This window comes from Pseudarthrobacter sp. TE9888 (assembly GCF_056279345.1).
The window spans coordinates 2152926-2170420 of the sequence record NZ_JBWBRD010000002.1 but is presented as its reverse complement, the minus strand read 5'-3'; the positions used below and the strand labels follow the sequence as shown (position 1 = coordinate 2170420).

Here is a 17495-nt window from a genome sequence, read left to right as displayed (position 1 = left end):
GTCGACAGCACCTCGGCCCGGGCAGGGAAAGCCCGGCGCCGCCAGTGTGGGCCGCTCCGCTGGGGAACGTCCCGCCGAATGCACGCTGCAGCCACTTTGCGTTCATTCAGTGCTGTTGTCATATGCCTGACACCACTTGACCAGGAGCAGGATCCGGACCCACGCCCGGATCCTGCCCCTGGCGCACTCCACCGGGCCACCCACCCGGGACACCTCAATGAAAGTAAGAGCGGATGCATCTGAATACATGGAAGTTAACGCTGGGCACAGCGTTGTCCGCGGGGCTCATCGCAGCCCCGCTGGCAGCTGTCCCGGCGGCCGCGGAGGTCTCAGCCGCGGCCGGCACCTCCCCCGTTGTGATCAACGAGGCCTACCTGAGCGGCGGCAGCAGCGGGGCCGCCTTCAAGAACAAATTCGTGGAGCTCTACAACACCTCCGACACCCCCGTATCCCTGGACGGCTGGTCCATCCAGTACCGCTCAGCCACCGGCACGGGTGCACCCTCCGGCGTGGCGCCGCTGTCCGGTTCCATCCCGGCCAAGGGCTACTACCTGGTGCAGGGCAGCAGCAACGGAACCAATGGCGCCGACCTCCCCGCGCCTGACCTGGCCACCACCCTGAACCCGAGCGGCACAACGGGAACCATCGTGCTCGCCAAGCAGCCCACCGCCGTCGCACTTCCCACCGGTTCTGCAGTGGAAACCGCCGGCGTGGCGGACCTCCTGGGCTACGGCACGTCCAACACCTTTGAAACCCAGGCTGCCGCGGCACCCGCCGGGAACACCGATGTGAAGAGCCTCAACCGGGCCGCCGGGGCGGACAGCAACAACAACGCCGCAGACTTCACACTCCTTGGCACCGTCACGCCAACAGCGTCGGGCGGCGCAGCTCCGGCTCCCGACCCCACACCATCGCCGGATCCCGTCGCCCGGACCATCGCTGAGATCCAGGGCACCGGGACGGCAAGCCCGCTGGCCGGGGCCACCGTCACCACCAAGGGCAAAGTCACCGCAGCCTTCCCCACCGGCGGCCTCAACGGGTACTACCTCCAGACCCCCGGCACGGGCGGTGACCTGACGGCCACCAACCACGCCGCATCCGACGGCATCTTCGTCTACTCCCCGGCCACTGTCGGGTCGGTGCAGGCCGGCGACTACGTGCAGGTCACCGGCGCCGTGGCCGAGTACTACGGCATGACCCAACTCAACGTCACCGCGGCGGACGGCCTCACCAAGCTCACCGAGGCCGCCCCCGAGGTCAAACCCACCACCTTCACCCTCCCCGCCACGGAAACGTTCCGCGAAGCGCTGGAAGGAATGCTGCTGGCACCCCAGGGCCCCCTGACGGTGAGCGACAACTACAGCCTGAACCAGTACGGTGAGATCGGCCTCGCCGGCGGCACCACTCCGCTGGTCCAGCCCACCGCCGTCGCGCCCTACGGCTCCGCCGAGTACTCCGCCGTCGTGGCTGACAACGCAGCCCGCGGCATCAAGCTCGACGACGGGTCCAGCACCAACTTCCTGAAAGACGCCGCCACCAAGGCCGAGGTCCTGCCGTACCTGACCACCACGGACCCCGTCCGCGTGGGATCCCCGGTCACCTTCAACACCAACGTGGTGCTGGGCTACGCCAACAACTCCTGGAAGCTCCAGCCACTGACCCACCTGACCGGGGCCAACAAGGCCACGGTCCAGCCTGCCGGGTTTGGCGCCACCCGCACAGAGGCTCCGGCAGCCGTGGGCGGCAACGTCAAGATCGCCTCGTTCAACGTCCTGAACTACTTCCCCACCACCGGCGACACCCTCTCCGGATGCGCGTTCTACGAGGACCGGGACGGCAACCCGATCACGGTCCGCGGCGGGTGCGATGCCCGCGGCGCCGCCAACGCCGAGAACTTCAAGCGCCAGCAGGACAAGATCGTCTCCGCCATCACCAAGACCGGCGCCGACGTCGTGACCCTCATGGAAATCGAGAACTCCGCCCAGTTCGGCAAGAACCGCGACGACGCCCTGGCCAGGCTGGTCGAGGCACTGAACATCCCCACACCCGGCGTCTGGGACTACGTCCGCACCCCCGCGAACGCACCCCCGCTGGCCGACGAGGACATGATCCGCACAGCCTTCATCTACAAGAAGGCCGCCGCAGAACCGGTGGGCGAATCCATCATCCACAACGACACCGTCGCCTTCGCCAACGCCCGTAAGCCGCTGGCGCAGGTGTTCAAGCCCGTGGGCGGCTCCGAGGACAAGAAGTTCATCGCCATTGCCAACCACTTCAAATCCAAGGGCTCGGCCGCAACTCCGGACGATACCGACAAGGGCCAGGGCAACTCCAACCTCGCCCGCACCGCGCAGGCAAAGTCCCTCCTGGAGTTCGCCACCTCCCTCCAGCAGGACAAGGGCACCGACAAGGTCTTCCTCATCGGCGACTTCAACTCCTACGGCAAGGAAGACCCCATCAACGTCCTCACCGGCGCGGGGTATGTCAACCAGGACGACAAAGCGAAGAACGCCGACGGCTCCGCGAAGCACTCCTACCTCTATGGCGGCCTGGTGGGCTCCCTTGACCACATCCTGGCCTCCCCCGCCGCCAACGGCGTGGTCACGGGCGCGGACATCTGGAACATCAACTCCGTCGAATCCGTGGCGCTGGAATACAGCCGCTATAACAACAACGTCACCGACTATTACGCCCCCAACCAGTTCCGCGCCAGCGACCACGACCCGGTGGTGGTGGGCCTGGACCTCCCGGCGGCACCAGCCAGCGTTGACCTCAACCTCCTGAACATCAACGATTTCCACGGCAGGATTGATACCAACACCGTCCAGGTGGCCGGCACCATCGAGAAGCTGCGCGCCGCAGCCGCCCCGGGGGCCACGGCATTCCTGTCAGCGGGTGACAACATCGGCGCCTCGCTGTTCGCCTCGGCCGTTGCCAAGGACCAGCCGACCATCGACGTGCTCAACGCGCTGGAACTGAAGGCAGCCGCGGTGGGCAACCACGAGTTCGACGGCGGCTGGGCTGACCTGCGCGACCGCGTCATCGCCGGCGGCACCAATGCGAAGTTCCCCTACCTGGGCGCCAACGTCTACAGGAAGGGCACCACTGAACCCGCACTTCCGGAATACACGGTGCTGGACCTGAACGGCATCAAGGTGGCAGTGATCGGCACCGTCACCCAGGAGGTCCCGTCCCTGGTGACACCGGCAGGCATCGCCGACCTCGACTTCGGGGACCCGGTGGACGCCATTAACCGGGTGGCCGCGAAGATCACCGCGGACAAGGCCGCCGACGTCATCATCGTGGAAGACCACGACGGCGCCGGCTCGGGCGTGGTGGAAGGTGCCACGCTGGAGCAGGAAGTGGCAGCCGGCGGGCCTTTCGCCAGGTTGGTCACCGAGACGTCCGCCGACGTCGATGCCATCTTCACCGGCCACACCCACAAGGAATACGCCTGGGACGCACCCGTTCCCGGCGTGGCAGGCAAGACCCGGCCCATCGTGCAGACCGGCAACTACGGTGAGAACGTGGGCCAGATCCAGCTGACCGTGGACACCACCACCAGGCAGGTGACCGCTTACAAGGCCGGGAACGTCAAGCGCACCACTGACGCCGCCGCCGGCCTGGTGGCCGCCTACCCGCGCGTGGCCGCCGTCGACGCCATCGTCAAGAAAGCCCTGGCGGACGCCGCCGAGGTGGGGAACCAGCCCGTCGGTTCGGTAACCAAGGACATCACCACTGCGTTCACCACGGATGCCACCGGCGGCGCCAAGCGGGATGACCGCGGCAGCGAATCCACCCTTGGCAACCTGGTGGCCGATTCCCTTCTTGATTCGCTGAAGTCCGCCGACCTCGGCGGTGCGGAGATCGGCGTCGTCAACGCTGGCGGCCTGCGCAACGAGCTGTACTACGCCCCGGACGGCACCATCACCTACGCCGAGGCGAATGCGGTGCTGCCGTTCGTGAACAACCTGTGGACCACGTCCCTGACGGGGGCGCAGGTCAAGACCCTGCTGGAGCAGCAGTGGCAGACCAACCCGGACGGCACTGTTCCCAGCCGTGCCTACCTGCAGCTGGGCCTGTCCAAGAACGTGAACTACACCTACGACGCCGCCCGTGCCGCGGGCGACCGGATCACCGCGGTGCGGGTCAACGGTGAACTGCTGGACCCGGCCAAGTCCTACCGGGTGGGCACGTTCAGCTTCCTGGCCACCGGCGGGGACAACTTCCGGGTCTTCACCGAGGGCACCAATACCCGGGATTCCGGGCTGGTGGACCGGGACGCGTGGATTGGGTACCTGCAGAAGAGCAGTCCGGTGTCGCCCGACTTTGCCCGCCGCTCCGTGGCAGTCGCCAACACCACCGCCGACGGAGTCAAGCCGGGAGAGTCCATCACTTTGACGGTCTCCAAACTTGACCTGACCTCCCTGGGCAGCCCGGTGAACACGGCCATGGCAGCTTCGTTCACCGACGCCGCCGGCACGGTCACCACACTGGGCACCGTACCGGTGGCCGCCGGGACGGCCTCTGTGGACCTGGCCGTCCCGGCCGGTGCGGCCGAGGGCGCGGCAACACTGGTGCTCACCGCCGTCGAGTCCGGCACCGTGGTGAAGGTGGCCGTCCTGGTGGGAGCCGATACGCCGGCACAGCCGGCCTGTGTTCCGCCGGTCAAGCCCAGCCGTCCCGCTGACGTCAGGGGCCAGGCGAACTACGGCCAGGCCATGGCAGCGTACCGGGCCTGCCTGCGGGGCTAAAACCCCGGATGCGCCATCACCTGTGGTCCCTGTTCCGCCGGTTCAGCGACCATAAGTGATGGCGCATCGCCATTTAAGGCCTGGGGTTACGCCCTGCGGAGGATGGCGGCGGCAATCTCGTCCGCGTCGCGGAGCGTGCGCTGGCCGCTGCGGTACGCTGGCCCGCCGGGCTGGACAGCCTCTGCGGCGATGGCGGTGCCCCACTGGGCCGAGGACAACTGCAGCCCCAGCACGAAGAGGCCGTCGGTGACCGACCCGTTGGCCGCCACCGGGCGGTACGGATGCGGCTCCACGTCCAGGCCGGTGGACTCGATGGGGGCACCCTCGGCAGTCATCATGAGCTTGGGCCGCACCAGCCCGTCGGCCAGCAGCTGGGCCAGGAGCGGTGAATCGTTGGCCGAGACCCGGTTGCCGGGGGCCAGCGCTTCCACCATGGTCCGGGCCGTGGCCGGCGCCCCCGCCACCCACGGCGAAGAAGCGGTGAACAGCGCCGATTTCCGGTCCACGCCGAATTTCGGGTCCGGCCCCACGAAGCTGACCACCCCGGACCGTGCCAGGGCCGCGAGCTGCTCGGACCGCAGTGCGGGCGGTCCGCTCGCCAGGCCCTCCACAAACGATTCAAACCAACCCCGCAGGCCGGCGACCCACGACGCATCGGTGATGCCGCCGTCGGCCACCGCCGTCTTGAGGACGGCGCGCCCGTGGTGCAGCGCGCCGATGGCCATCTTGACCGGATCGTCCTCGCCCAGGGCGGACCGGCGCGCATCGTCAAGCAGGAACTCCACGACGGCGGCGTCATGCGCGCTGCGGGACTCGAAGGAACGCCCTGCCAGCGGAGCGGCGAGCCCCGGCAGGTCGAGGCGGTGGCGGGGACCTACGTGGACCGCCAGGACGCTCTCAACACTGTCCTCCCAGTTCGCGGCGCTGTGCGCGTGCGGCTGCAGCGCTTCCTCCAGGGCCGCGAGGAAGGCGGGCGGATCGGGCACCGCGCCGGGCTGCGAGCGCACCAGCGTTGAGTAGTAGGCCCACAGGGCGTCCCGGTGCAGGAGCGGCCACAGGTCATGGTCGAACGACGGGCGGATCCCGGCCTTCTCCAGCCGCCCGATGGCGGCCTCGGTGAGGTACCGGAGCGTGATGGAGGAGGCGTAGTAGCCGTCCAGCGCCGCCTTGGCACGGTACGGGGTTCCGCGCCGCGAGGCCGCAATGATCCGGGGTTCCTGGCCGGACGGTTCATACACCAGGCCGGTGCCGTTGGGCACGAACTTGCCGCCGCGTCCCTCGGTGAGCTGGCCCATGGTGTCGAAGAAGTTCAGGCCCATGCCGCGGACCAGGACCGGTTCCCCGGCAGGGATCCGGGACCAGTCCACGTCCGCGGGAACGGCCGGGGGAAAGTACTGCAGGCCCAGTTGCCCGGCGGCGGCCTGGAGCTCGCGCTGTTCCGGGTTCAGCCGGGAGGGGATGTGCCCCAGTGCCAGCACCACGGAATTGGCGCGGATGGCGGCACCGTTGGCGAGGCCGACGTCGAACGTTCCGTCCCCCGCGGGACGCACCGATGTTGCCGCCGTTTCGTGGAATTCCACCGTGACGCCGTCGGATGCCTTGCCGAGCAGCTCTTCCACGGTGCAGCGCAGGTAGCGGCCGTAGATGGCACGGCTGGGAAAATCATTCGATCCCAGCACTGCCAGCTCCGCCCGTTCCTCAGCGGTAAGGGACGGCAGGGGGGCCAGCTGCTGGATGGCCCGCCACTGGTCGAAGGTGGTGCCGGCAACAGGGGCGGGAAGGGCGGGATCCTCGGGGACCAAGGTGGGATAGAACGACTGGGTATTCATGAGGAACAGCCGCGATTGACCCGGCTGCCACACATGTCCCGGGCCCGCCGGGTAGGGATCCACGACGTCGATGTGCAGGTGCGCTTTCGGGTTGCCTGCGGTGGCGGTGTGGGCGAGCAGCCGCTCCAGCACGCTGGTGCCGCGGGGGCCGCCACCGATGATGACGGCCCGGTTGCTCTGCGATATTTCCACGCCATCCAGCGTACGGGCTGGAAGCGGAGCGTGCGCCGGACGCTTGACTTGCCAGCCATGGGGGATGTTGTTTGGATGGGGCGCATGACCACCACAGCAGCTGATCAAGCGTCCGTTCCCGGCCCCGGCCGGGACACCACCGGCACCAACTCCCTCGAAACCGCGCCGGAACCCGTCGACGAGAATGTGTGGCTGGAGGACATCTACGGCGAGGAGCAGCTGGCCTGGGTCAAGGAGCAAAACTCCCGAACCGAGGACCTGCTGGAGGGCGACGGCTACCCGGAACTGGAGGCCGGCATCCTGGAGGTCCTGGACTCCACGGACCGGATCGCCATGGTGGGCAAGCGCGGAGACTGGTACTACAACTTCTGGCGCGACCAGGAGAACCCCAAAGGCCTGTGGCGGCGGACCACCTGGGAGAGCTACTGCACCGACTCCCCGGAGTGGGATGTCCTGCTGGATGTTGACGAGCTGTCCCGTGCCGAAGGCGAAGAGTGGGTGTTCCACGGCGCCACGTTCCTGCGGCCCGCGGCCGGGGAGCCCTACCGCCTGGCGCTGCTTGCCCTCTCCCCCGATGGTGGCGACGCCAACCGGTACCGCGAGTTCGACGTCGAGGCGCGCGGCTTCGTGGACCCCGCCCGTGGCGGATTTGACCTCCCGACGGCGAAAGGCAACGTGTCCTGGCTCGACGCCGGCACCCTGCTGGTTGCCTCCACCGCTGACGGGCTGCCCAAGACAGCATCCTCCTACGCCCGGACGGCAGTGACGCTCAAGCGCGGGGAGTCCCTGGCAGCGGCCCCACGCCTCTTCGAGGTGCCCGAAGACCACATGATGGCCATGGCCGCCCATGACTCCACGCCCGGCTTCGAGCGGACCTTCGCCGTGGACTACATCGACTTCTTCAACCGCACCAACTTCGTGCAGCGGGACGGAAGCTGGGTGCAGATCGACGTGCCCACCGACGTCAACGTCAGCGCCCACCGGGACTGGCTGCTCTTCCGCCCGCAGCAGGACTGGGCCATGGACGGCACCACCTACCCTTCCGGCGCGCTGCTCGCCGCCAACTTCGAGGACTACCTCGCCGGCCGCCGGGACCTCACCGTCCTGTTCACCCCCGATGCCCACACCTCCCTGCAGTCCTGGAGCTGGACCGGGAACTTCCTCCTGCTCAACCTGCTCAAGGACGTCTCCTCCGAAATCCGGGTGCTGGACCCGTCCAGGCCCTCCGGGAACCGGGACGGCGGGTGGGCGGCCACCCTCCTGGACGCCTGCCCGCCGCTGCATGACGTTAACGCCTACGCCGTGGACGACGAGGACGAGGCACCAGCCGACGGCGGGGCCGGTGATGACTTCTGGCTCATCGCTACCGGCTTCACCACTCCCACCACCCTGATGCGCGGCACCCTGGAGCGCGGCAACGCGGAATCCGGGAGCGCCGGGACGTCCGGCGTGGTGAGCCGGCACGCTGTGGTCAAGACCTCGCCGTCGTTCTTTGCCGACGGTGACTATGAGGTGGAGCAGCATTTCGCCGTGTCCGACGACGGCACCCGCGTTCCGTACTTCCAGGTGGCGCCGCGCGGGCTGGCTTTGGACGGGCAGAACCCCACCCAGTTGTCCGGCTACGGCGGGTTTGAGGTTTCGCGGACGCCCGCCTACAGCGGCACCGTGGGCAGGGCATGGCTGGAGCGGCGCACCACGCTCTCGGACGGAGGCGACGGGAAGGCCCCCCACTCGCGGGGCGGAGTGTACGTGGTGGCGAACATCCGCGGCGGCGGCGAGTACGGCCCGGCCTGGCACCGGGCCGCGCTGAAGGAAAACCGGCACCGCGCCTACGAGGACTTCGCAGCCGTGGCCCGCGACCTGATCTCGCGCGGGGTCACCTCGCCGCGGCGGCTGGGCTGCGTGGGCGGCTCCAACGGCGGCCTCCTGGTGGGGAACATGCTCACCCGGTACCCGGAACTGTTCCGGGCCGTCTCCTGCGGGGTGCCCCTGCTGGACATGCGCCGCTACACCAAGCTCTCCGCCGGGCACTCGTGGATTGCCGAGTACGGGGACCCGGACGTTCCCGAACAGTGGGAGTACATCAGGACCTTCTCGCCCTACCACCTGCTCAGGGACGCGGTGGAGTATCCGGAGACGTTCATCTGGACGGCAACCTCGGATGACCGGGTCGGCCCCGTCCAGGCGAGGAAGATGGCAGCCCGGATGCTGGCCATGGGCATCCCCAACGTGTGGTTCCACGAAGCCCTGGAAGGTGGCCACGCCGGCGCCTCCGACAACCGGCAGGCCGCTGCACTGCAGGCGCGCAGCCAGCACTTCCTGTGGAAAGCGCTGGCGGGCTGACCGCCATGGCACCCGGGTTGGCCGTGCGGCGGGCCGCTGCCGCGGACATCGAGCAACTGGCCCGGGTGCACGTCCGCTGCTGGCAGGAGACCTACCGGGGCATGCTGTCCGATGCCTTCATCGCTGCCGTGGACCCGGCCGGCCGGCAGCGGCTCTGGCAGCATTTGCTGGACCGCCCGGACCCGGCCGAGGCGTGGGTGGCGTGCGACGGAGGCACGGTGGTGGGGTTTGCCGGTTCCCGACGGCTGCCTGCCCCCGGTTCCCCGGAAGGGCACCCGCCGCCGGCCTCCGGAGACCTGGAGCTGTGGGGGCTGTACCTGCTGGCCTCGCACCAGGGCCGCGGGCTGGGCGCCCTTTTGCTGGAGGCGGCCATCGGTTCCCGGGCGGCGAGCCTCTGGGTCGCGGCCGGCAACAGCCGGGCCATCGGGTTCTACCGCCATTTCGGCTTCGAACCCGACGGTGCCAGGGACGTCCTGACGGACTGGGAGGACCTGCCCGAGATCCGGATGGTCCGCCCGTCACAGCACTGACCGCCGCCCGGCCCCTTCCCTCTTCCCCGGGCTGGAGCCCGTCGCGGCACCGTTTTGCACTGCATGGCCGGATCTGCGTATCCTTGGTGGGCTAGTAATAGCAACTGGAGACGTGCCAGAGCGGCCGAATGGACTTCACTGCTAATGAAGGGTCGGGGTTAAACTCGACCGGGGGTTCAAATCCCCCCGTCTCCGCGTTTGGCCCCGGTCCTTGGACCGGGGCCTTTTGCGTTGCCGGTGGCTTCTGGAACGCGCTGTCCGGCCAACGGACACCGCAGGCGCCCAGCGCCGCCGCGGTGGGAGGATTGGCCCATGGCGGCACCCAGCAACCCAGACCACCAGGACGGCGCCCGGACGGGATGGAATCCGCGCCTCGCCCTCCTGGTAGCGGCAGCGTTCTTCATGGAATTCCTGGACGGCACGGTGCTCACCACTGCCATTCCCAGTATTTCAGCTGACTTTGCCGTCCCCGCCGCCGACGTCAACATCACCATGACCGCCTACCTGCTGACGGTGGCCATCGGCATTCCCCTCAGCGGCTGGCTCGCGGAACGCTTTGGGGCCCGGCGGATCTTCTGTACAGCCATCGCGGTGTTCACGCTCTCGTCCCTGGCCTGTGCACTCAGCCAGGACCTGGCCACACTGACCCTGAGCCGCATTGCCCAGGGTGCCGGGGGCGCCATGATGGTCCCGGTTGGAACGCTGGTGGTGCTGCGTGGCACACCGAAGTCGGAGCTGCTGCGCGCCACCGCTTTCCTGGTTTGGCCCGGGCTCCTGGCTCCGGTCCTCGCGCCGCTGGTGGGCGGCGCGCTCACCACCTACCTGTCGTGGCACTGGATTTTCCTGGTGAACCTGCCGCTTGGCATGGCCGCCTTCGCGGCATCGCTTCGGCTGGTTCCGACGGCGCCGGGCGATCCGGGCCGGCGGCTGGACTGGCCGGGAATGCTCCTGACAACGATTGGCGTCGGTGCCCTGGTGACCGGCCTGGAGCTCGCCAGCAGCCACCCGGGACTTCCTTGGGCCGGAATCAGTGCCGCGGCTGGAGCCGCGGCACTGATTGGGGCCGTCCTGTGGATGCGCAGGGCTCCCCATCCGCTCTTCAACCTGCAGGTCTTCCGCACCCGGACGTTCCGGGCGATGGCCACGGGAGGCTTCGTCTACCGGGTCACCATCAGCTCGGTGCCGTTCCTGCTGCCGCTGATGTTCCAGGCCGGCTTCGGCTGGTCGCCGCTGCACGCCGGCGCCCTCGTCGCAGCGGTCTTCGTCGGGAATATCGGGATCAAGCCGGCCACCACTCCGTTGATCCGGAAGTTCGGCTTCAAGGCGATGCTGGTGTTCGCCTCCTTGGCCTCAGCCGTGACCTTCGCCCTCTGCGCCCTGATGACGCCGGAGACGCCCGTGGCTTTGATGGCCGCCCTGCTGGTGTGCAGCGGCGCCTTCCGCTCCATCGGGTTTTCGGCCTACGCCTCGGTCCAGTACGCGGACATTCCCCCGGCCCAGCTGACTTCCGCCAACACCGTTTCCGCCACGCTGGTGCAGCTTGGCACGGGTTCCGGCATTGCGATCGCAGCCCTGCTGATCCGGACCTTTGACGGACTGGGCGCCGCGGCCCAGGATCCGGCCGGCCCTTTCCGCGGCGCGTTCCTGGCGATGGCAGTCCTGATGCTGGCAAGCACCGTGGACAGCATCCTGCTCCCCCGGCACGCCGGGGCAGCGGTCAGCCGGCCTGGGCCAGGACCAGGGGCAGCACCGCTCCCGCCCCGGCCAGCCGAAGGGCGCGCCCCGCGACGGTTAGGGTCCACCGGCTGTCCGTGAGGTCGTCGATCAGCATTACCGGCTGGCCTTGGACGGCCTGCAGGGCGGCTTCGAGTTCGGGGCCCACCACCAACCGGTCCCATACGCCGGCCAGCCGGTAGGCGCTGTTGCCGCCGCGGCCGCCGGTGGGACCGCCGTGCGCCAGCTGCAGCTCGCCGAGGTAGGGGATGCGCCCGATCTCGGAGATGCCCCGTGCCAGCGAGCCCACGAGCTGCGGCTTGCCGCGGGATGGGACGTTCACAATCGCGGCCGGCCTGCCCACCCCGCTCCATCCGGGGTTCCGGCCATCGCCGGTCCCCCACTCGCGCAGTACCTGTACGCAGGCCTGGAGCATGCCCGGGTCCACCGGCCGGTCCTCCGCGCCGGCGGCGAACAGCTCCCGCAGTGCCCCGCCCCAGCCGAGGTCCGTCAGGCGGGCCAGGACGCGCCCCTCCGTGAGGCCCTCGCCCGGTTTGAGTTTCCCCTTCACGGGTACCCCAAGACGGTCCATGCCGCTTGGCCACTGAAGACGAGGCTCCAGGACACCGCCCGCCCTGGTCAGTGTCTGGCTGGCTGCCGCTGTGGCGTCGGCGGCCACATCCGCGGGGAACCACTGGCCGGCGCAGTTGTCACACCGGCCGCAGGGGCGGGCTGTCTCGTCATCCAGGACGGACGTGATGTACTCCATCCGGCACCCGGCGGTGTCCTGGTAGATAACCATGGAGTCCTGTTCGTCCACCCGTGCCTCCGCAATCCGGCTGTAGCGCTCGGCGTCATAGACCCAGGGCTGGCCCGTGGAGCGCCAGCCGCCGCCGACCCGTTCCACCGCCCCGTCCACGGACAGGACCTTCAGCAGCAGCTCAAGCGGAGTGCGGCGAAGGTCCACCCTGGCCTCCAGGGCAACCGTTGACAGCGCGGCCCCTGCCTCGGCCAGGGCGGTCAGCACGGCCGCTGCCTTCTCCTCCGACGGCATGGACGCGGTGGCGAAGTACTGCCAGATTTCCCGGTCCTCGGAGCCGGGCAGCAGCAGGACGTCGGCGTTCGCCGCGCCGCGGCCGGCGCGGCCCACCTGCTGGTAGTACGCCACCGGCGACGACGGCGCGCCGAGGTGGACGACGAAGCCAAGATCGGGCTTGTCGAAGCCCATTCCGAGCGCGGAGGTGGCCACCAGCGCCTTGACCTGGTTGTCCTTCAGGAGCTGCTCTGCCCGCTCCCGGTCCGCCGGATCGGTCCGCCCGGTATAGGCCAGCACGTTGTGTCCCGCCTCGGACAGGAGCCGGGCGGTGTCCTCGGCCGCGGAAACGGTCAGGGTGTAGATGATGCCGCTGCCGGGAAGGTTTGCCAGGTGGGTCAGCAGCCATCCCAGCCGCTCCTTGGAATTGGGCAGCGACAGGACGCCCAGCCGCAGCGAGTCCCTGCCGAGGGAGCCTCGGATGGTCAGCACGCCCGCACCGAGTTGCTCCTCGATGTCATGCACCACCCGTGAGTTGGCCGTGGCCGTGGTGGCCAGGACCGGAACCGTGTCCGGGAGGCGGTTGATGAGGTCGGCGATCCGGCGGTAGTCGGGGCGGAAATCGTGGCCCCAGTCGGAAATGCAGTGGGCTTCGTCGATGACCAGCAGCCCGGTCCGGCGGAGGAGTTCGGGCAGCTGGGTCTCCCTGAACGCGGGGTTGGTAAGCCGCTCCGGCGAAACCAGGAGGACATCCACTTCGTCGGCAGCGAGCTGACCGCGCACAGCGTCCCACTCCAGCTGGTTGGCGGAGTTGATGGCGACGGCGCGGACCCCGGCACGGGCTGCGGCCGCCACCTGGTCGCGCATCAGGGCCAGCAGGGGCGAGACGATGAGCGTGGGCCCGGCTCCCCGGCGGCGCAGCAGCAGCGAGGCCACGAAGTACACGGCAGACTTCCCCCAGCCGGTGCGCTGGACCACCAGGGCCCGCCGCCCGCCGTCGACCAAGGCCTCGATGGCTTCGAACTGCCCGTCGTGGAAGACCGCGTCCGGGTGCCCGACCAGACCGCGGAGGACCTCCAGCGCTTCGGCGTGCGTGGCGGTCCCCGGCGTACCGGGGCCGGCCGTATCTTCAACTGCGGTAGCGGAAACTGGGGAAGCGAACTGGTTATTGGCCATTGATTCAGTATCCCAGCACCCTCCGACAGCCCCCTAAACCCTCCCGCCGCTATGTGGAAAGCGCCACAACGCACATTGAAAGGCCGGCCCTGTGACGCAAGTTCTCCCGGAACCCGCCGGCCCCCTGCGCCGCACACGTAAGATAAAGCCCGTGACTAGCGAACAGACAACGACATTTGATCTCTCGGCATCCTTCAAGGCCTACGACGTCCGTGGGATCGTCGGCGAGTCGATCACCGCCGAAATCGTCGAAGCCGTGGGGGCCGCGTTCGTGGATGTCCTGCAGCTGGAGGGCCAGACCATCGTGGTGGGCGGGGACATGCGCCCGTCGTCCCCGGAGTTCACCAAGGCGTTCGCCAACGGAGCGGCTGCCCGCGGCGCCAACGTGGAGCTGCTGGACCTGATCTCCACCGATGAGCTGTACTTCGCCTGCGGTTTCCTTGACCGCGCCGGCGCCACCTTCACCGCCAGCCACAACCCCGCCGAATACAACGGCATCAAGATGGCCAAGGCAGGCGCCGTGCCCATCTCCTCCGAGACCGGGCTGAAGGACATCCAGGCCCTGGCGGAGCAGTACCTCAACTCCAGGTCCATTCCCGCTGCCGGCACCAAGGGCCTGATCAGCGTCCGCGACGTCCTGAAGGACTACTCCGAGTACCTCCGCAAGCTCGTTGACCTCTCGGGTTCGCGCCCGCTTAAGGTGGTGGTGGACGCCGGCAACGGCATGGCCGGCCTGACCACCCCTGCCGTGCTGGGTGACGCGCTGCTGCCCAAACTGCCGTTCGACATCGTTCCGCTGTACTTCGAACTGGACGGTTCGTTCCCCAACCACCCGGCAAACCCGCTGGAGCCGGAAAACCTCCGCGACCTGCAGGCCGCAGTGATCGAGCACGGCGCGGACATCGGGCTGGCCTTCGACGGCGATGCCGACCGCTGCTTCGTCATCGACGAAAAGGGCGAGGCCGTGTCGCCGTCGGCCATTACCGGGATGGTGGCGCGCCGCGAGATTGCGCGCGCCAAGGCCCAGGGCGAGGAAAAGCCCACCATCATCCACAACCTGCTCACCTCCCGCGCCGTCGCCGAACTGGTGGAGCACGACGGCGGCCGCGCTGTCCGCACGCGCGTGGGCCACTCCTTCATCAAGGCAGTCATGGCCAAGGAAGGCGCCGTGTTCGGCGGCGAACACTCCGCGCACTTCTACTTCCGCGACTTCTGGAACGCTGACACCGGCATGCTGGCCGCCATGCACGTCCTGGCGGCCCTGGGTGAACAGGACGGCCCGCTCTCCGACCTGGCCCGCGAATACGAGCCCTATGTCAGCTCGGGCGAGATCAACTCGGAGGTGGCGGACAAGCCCGCAGCCGTGGAGCGCGTGCGGCAGGCGTTCGCGGACGAGGACCTCACCATCGACAACCTGGACGGCAGCACCTTCACGGCCAATGACGGCAGCTACTGGTTCAACCTTCGCCCGTCCAACACCGAACCGTTCCTGCGGCTCAACGCCGAGGCCACGGACCGGGCCACCATGGAACGCGTCCGCGACCGCGTCCTGGCCCTGGTGCGGGCCTAGCGCCGGATGACGCACCAAACCGGGCCGGCAGCGGAGGGGCACAGCGGGCAGGAGAGCTGGCGTGATTCCGTCTCCGAAGCCACGGCAACAGACCTCGAGAACCTCCTGGGCACGGGCGTCAGCGCGGCCCAGGAGCAGCTCCAGCGCAACGGCGGTTTCCTGCCCTTCGCACTGACCGTCCAGAACGACGGCGAGGTGCGGCTGGTTGCCGTGTCCCCGGCGGATGGAGGAGAGGACAGTGACGGGGAGTTCGACGCCGACGCCATGATCCGCGACCTGCAGGCCCTCCTCCGCCAGAACCGCGACGATTTCCGCGCCGCCGCGGTGGTCTGCGACATCATGCTGGTGGAGGAGGACACGGACGCCATCCACGTGGCCGCCGAGCACCGGGACGGTTCCCTCTTCGCAGCCGTGCTGCCCTACGCCGCCAACGCAACCACCCAGACCTGGGAATTCAGCGAGCTCGGCGCGGATGCCAGCGAGCCCACGATCTGGGTGGACTAGACCGGACCCGCAGCAATGAAGATCAATGCCTTCGCCGACGTCAGCCTGCGCGCCCTCATGGTGCTCGCAGCCGTTCCCGACGGCACGCTGCTCACCACCCAGAGCATCGCCGACTCGGTGGGGACGCCCTACAACCACGTCAGCAAGGCCATGGCCAGGCTGCGGAGCATGGGCCTGATCGAAGTGGTCCGGGGCCGGTCCGGCGGATCACGGCTCAGCCATGCCGGCCGCATCGCCACCGTGGGGCAGATCCTGCGGCAGCTTGATACCCGCACCGATCCCGCGGACTGCGTGTCCCCGGGCGGGAACTGCCCCCTGATCAATGAATGCAGGCTTCGCGGCGCCCTGGCCCGTGCCCGGGAAGCTTTTTACGCCGAGCTTGATTCGGTGGTGATCGGGGAACTCCCCCAGGCCCGGCAAATGGCTCCGGTTTTCCAGATGATTGGCCTCCGGCCCGGGCTTTAGGCAGCGCCTATCCGGACGCCGGCTATCAGTTTGATTTCAAACTTCTACAAGGTGTAGAACTGAGGCAGAAATACTCGCATTTCAAATATGAGTTTTCATCCGGCCGGACGAAGGCCCCGGCCATAACCTCAGGAGTACAGATGCTCTCGGACAAGTCCCGCCCCGTCATTGAGGCCACCCTGCCGCTGGTCGGCTCCCGGATCGGATCCATCACCCCCAACTTCTATGCCCGACTTTTCGCGGCGCACCCCGAACTGATGGATGGCTTGTTCAGCCGCTCCAACCAGCGCTCCGGCAACCAGCAGCAGGCCCTCGCCGGCAGCATCGCCGCCTTCGCCACCCACCTGGTGAACAACCCCGGCACCCTGCCGGAAACCGTCCTCTCCCGCATCGCCCACCGGCACGCTTCCCTCGGCATCACCGAGCCGCAGTACAAAGTGGTCTACGAACACCTCTTCGCGGCCATCGCCGAGGACCTCGCCGAGGTCATCACCCCTGAGATCGCCGAAGCCTGGACCGAGGTGTACTGGCTCATGGCAGACGCCCTGATCAAGCTTGAGAAGGGGCTCTACGCCGCCCAGGCCAATGACAAAATGTGGACGCCCTGGCGGGTTGCGGCCAAGACGCCGGCGGGAACCGGGTCCATGACCTTCACCCTGGAGCCCGCGGACGACACCCCCGTCACCCCTGCCCTTCCGGGCCAGTACGTCAGCGTCAAGGTGGCCGTTGCGGACGGCCTGCGCCAGGTGCGCCAGTACTCCCTCTCCGGCGACGCGGGCACCAGCCGTACCTTTACCACCAAGCTGGACGACGGCGGCGAGGTCTCCCCCGTGCTGCACAACACCGTGCAGGTGGGCGACGTCGTCGAAATTTCCAACCCTTACGGCGAGATCACCCTCAAGGAGGGCGATGGCCCCGTGGTGCTCGCGTCCGCAGGCATCGGTTGCACCCCCACCGCCTCCATCCTGCGCTCCCTTGCCGAGTCCGGCTCCGACCGCCAGGTCCTGGTGCTCCATGCCGAAAGCACCCTGGACAGCTGGGCCCTGCGCAGCCAGATGACGGACGACGTCGAACGCCTGGACGGCGCCGAACTGCAGCTCTGGCTGGAGAAGCCGGTCAGCGGCGCCAAGGAAGGCTTCATGTCCCTGCGCGAGGTGGACCTCCCCGCCGATGCTTCGCTGTACCTCTGCGGCCCGCTGCCGTTCATGAAGAACATCCGGAACGAGGCTATCAACGCCGGCATCCCCGCGACCCGGATCCACTACGAGGTCTTCGGACCGGACATCTGGCTCGCCAGCTGATTTCCGGCGCCCTTCGGGAACGACGACGGCCCCGCACCTTTCGGAAAAGGTGCGGGGCCGTCGTCGTATGGAAGGTGGGGCGGCT

10 protein-coding genes and 1 tRNA gene are annotated in these 17495 nt (G+C 68.5%); 9 read left to right on the top strand and 2 right to left on the bottom strand.

What is annotated here, in order from left to right:
• Positions 1 to 233: 233 nt before the first annotated feature.
• Positions 234 to 4754: an ExeM/NucH family extracellular endonuclease gene (locus tag ACZ9J7_RS10780; protein WP_476209279.1), complete on the top strand. Its 4521-nt coding sequence runs from the start codon at positions 234 to 236 to the stop codon at positions 4752 to 4754.
• Between the two features lie 86 nt (positions 4755 to 4840).
• On the opposite strand, the gene ACZ9J7_RS10775 is transcribed toward ACZ9J7_RS10780, so the two are convergent.
• A complete protein-coding gene (locus tag ACZ9J7_RS10775; protein WP_476209277.1) occupies positions 4841 to 6775 on the bottom strand; it encodes an FAD/NAD(P)-binding protein in 1935 nt (644 codons plus the stop codon).
• Between the two features lie 84 nt (positions 6776 to 6859).
• Here ACZ9J7_RS10775 and ACZ9J7_RS10770 point away from each other — a divergent pair, with 84 nt between their 5' ends.
• From ACZ9J7_RS10770 to ACZ9J7_RS10755, 4 genes are all read left to right on the top strand, one after another.
• Positions 6860 to 9118, top strand: a complete 2259-nt coding sequence (locus tag ACZ9J7_RS10770) for a prolyl oligopeptidase family serine peptidase (RefSeq protein WP_476209276.1) — start codon at positions 6860 to 6862, stop codon at positions 9116 to 9118.
• Entirely contained in the window at positions 9097 to 9648 is a 552-nt protein-coding gene (locus ACZ9J7_RS10765; protein ID WP_476209275.1) for an N-acetyltransferase family protein, read from the top strand. Before ACZ9J7_RS10770 ends, ACZ9J7_RS10765 begins: the two co-directional genes overlap by 22 nt.
• 106 nt (positions 9649 to 9754) lie before the next feature.
• Positions 9755 to 9843 (top strand) — tRNA-Ser (locus ACZ9J7_RS10760).
• Positions 9844 to 9960: 117 nt separating this feature from the next.
• Positions 9961 to 11463, top strand: coding sequence for an MFS transporter (locus ACZ9J7_RS10755; RefSeq protein WP_476209273.1), 1503 nt, complete (start codon positions 9961 to 9963; stop codon positions 11461 to 11463).
• On the opposite strand, the gene ACZ9J7_RS10750 is transcribed toward ACZ9J7_RS10755, so the two are convergent.
• Positions 11366 to 13570, bottom strand: a complete 2205-nt coding sequence (locus ACZ9J7_RS10750) for a RecQ family ATP-dependent DNA helicase (protein ID WP_476209271.1) — start codon at positions 13568 to 13570, stop codon at positions 11366 to 11368. The two genes, ACZ9J7_RS10755 and ACZ9J7_RS10750, sit on opposite strands and share 98 nt — an antisense overlap.
• A gap of 151 nt (positions 13571 to 13721) precedes the next feature.
• Between ACZ9J7_RS10750 and ACZ9J7_RS10745 the strand changes: the two genes are divergently transcribed.
• The 4 genes from ACZ9J7_RS10745 to ACZ9J7_RS10730 all read left to right on the top strand — a co-directional run bounded on the left by ACZ9J7_RS10745 (position 13722) and on the right by ACZ9J7_RS10730 (position 17410).
• Entirely contained in the window at positions 13722 to 15140 is a 1419-nt protein-coding gene (locus ACZ9J7_RS10745; protein WP_476209269.1) for a phosphomannomutase/phosphoglucomutase, read from the top strand.
• Between the two features lie 6 nt (positions 15141 to 15146).
• Positions 15147 to 15644 carry a hypothetical protein gene (locus tag ACZ9J7_RS10740; RefSeq protein WP_476209267.1) on the top strand — a complete coding sequence of 166 codons (498 nt, stop codon included), beginning with the start codon at positions 15147 to 15149 and terminating at the stop codon, positions 15642 to 15644.
• A gap of 15 nt (positions 15645 to 15659) precedes the next feature.
• Positions 15660 to 16109 carry an RrF2 family transcriptional regulator gene (locus ACZ9J7_RS10735; protein ID WP_476209266.1) on the top strand — a complete coding sequence of 150 codons (450 nt, stop codon included), beginning with the start codon at positions 15660 to 15662 and terminating at the stop codon, positions 16107 to 16109.
• Positions 16110 to 16249: 140 nt separating this feature from the next.
• On the top strand, positions 16250 to 17410 hold the full coding sequence (locus tag ACZ9J7_RS10730) for a globin domain-containing protein (protein WP_110545019.1): 1161 nt from the start codon (positions 16250 to 16252) through the stop codon (positions 17408 to 17410).
• Positions 17411 to 17495: the final 85 nt, after the last annotated feature.

Excerpts from the sequence above, each read along its gene's own strand:
- ACZ9J7_RS10770 (WP_476209276.1), top strand. The coding sequence starts at position 6,860 with ATGACCACCACAGCAGCTGATCAAGCGTCCGTTCCCGGCCCCGGCCGG.
- ACZ9J7_RS10730 (WP_110545019.1), top strand. The coding sequence starts at position 16,250 with ATGCTCTCGGACAAGTCCCGCCCCGTCATTGAGGCCACCCTGCCGCTG.
- ACZ9J7_RS10735 (WP_476209266.1), top strand. The coding sequence starts at position 15,660 with ATGAAGATCAATGCCTTCGCCGACGTCAGCCTGCGCGCCCTCATGGTG.
- ACZ9J7_RS10755 (WP_476209273.1), top strand. The coding sequence starts at position 9,961 with ATGGCGGCACCCAGCAACCCAGACCACCAGGACGGCGCCCGGACGGGA.
- ACZ9J7_RS10740 (WP_476209267.1), top strand. The coding sequence starts at position 15,147 with ATGACGCACCAAACCGGGCCGGCAGCGGAGGGGCACAGCGGGCAGGAG.
- ACZ9J7_RS10750 (WP_476209271.1), bottom strand. The coding sequence starts at position 13,570 with ATGGCCAATAACCAGTTCGCTTCCCCAGTTTCCGCTACCGCAGTTGAA.
- ACZ9J7_RS10780 (WP_476209279.1), top strand. The coding sequence starts at position 234 with ATGCATCTGAATACATGGAAGTTAACGCTGGGCACAGCGTTGTCCGCG.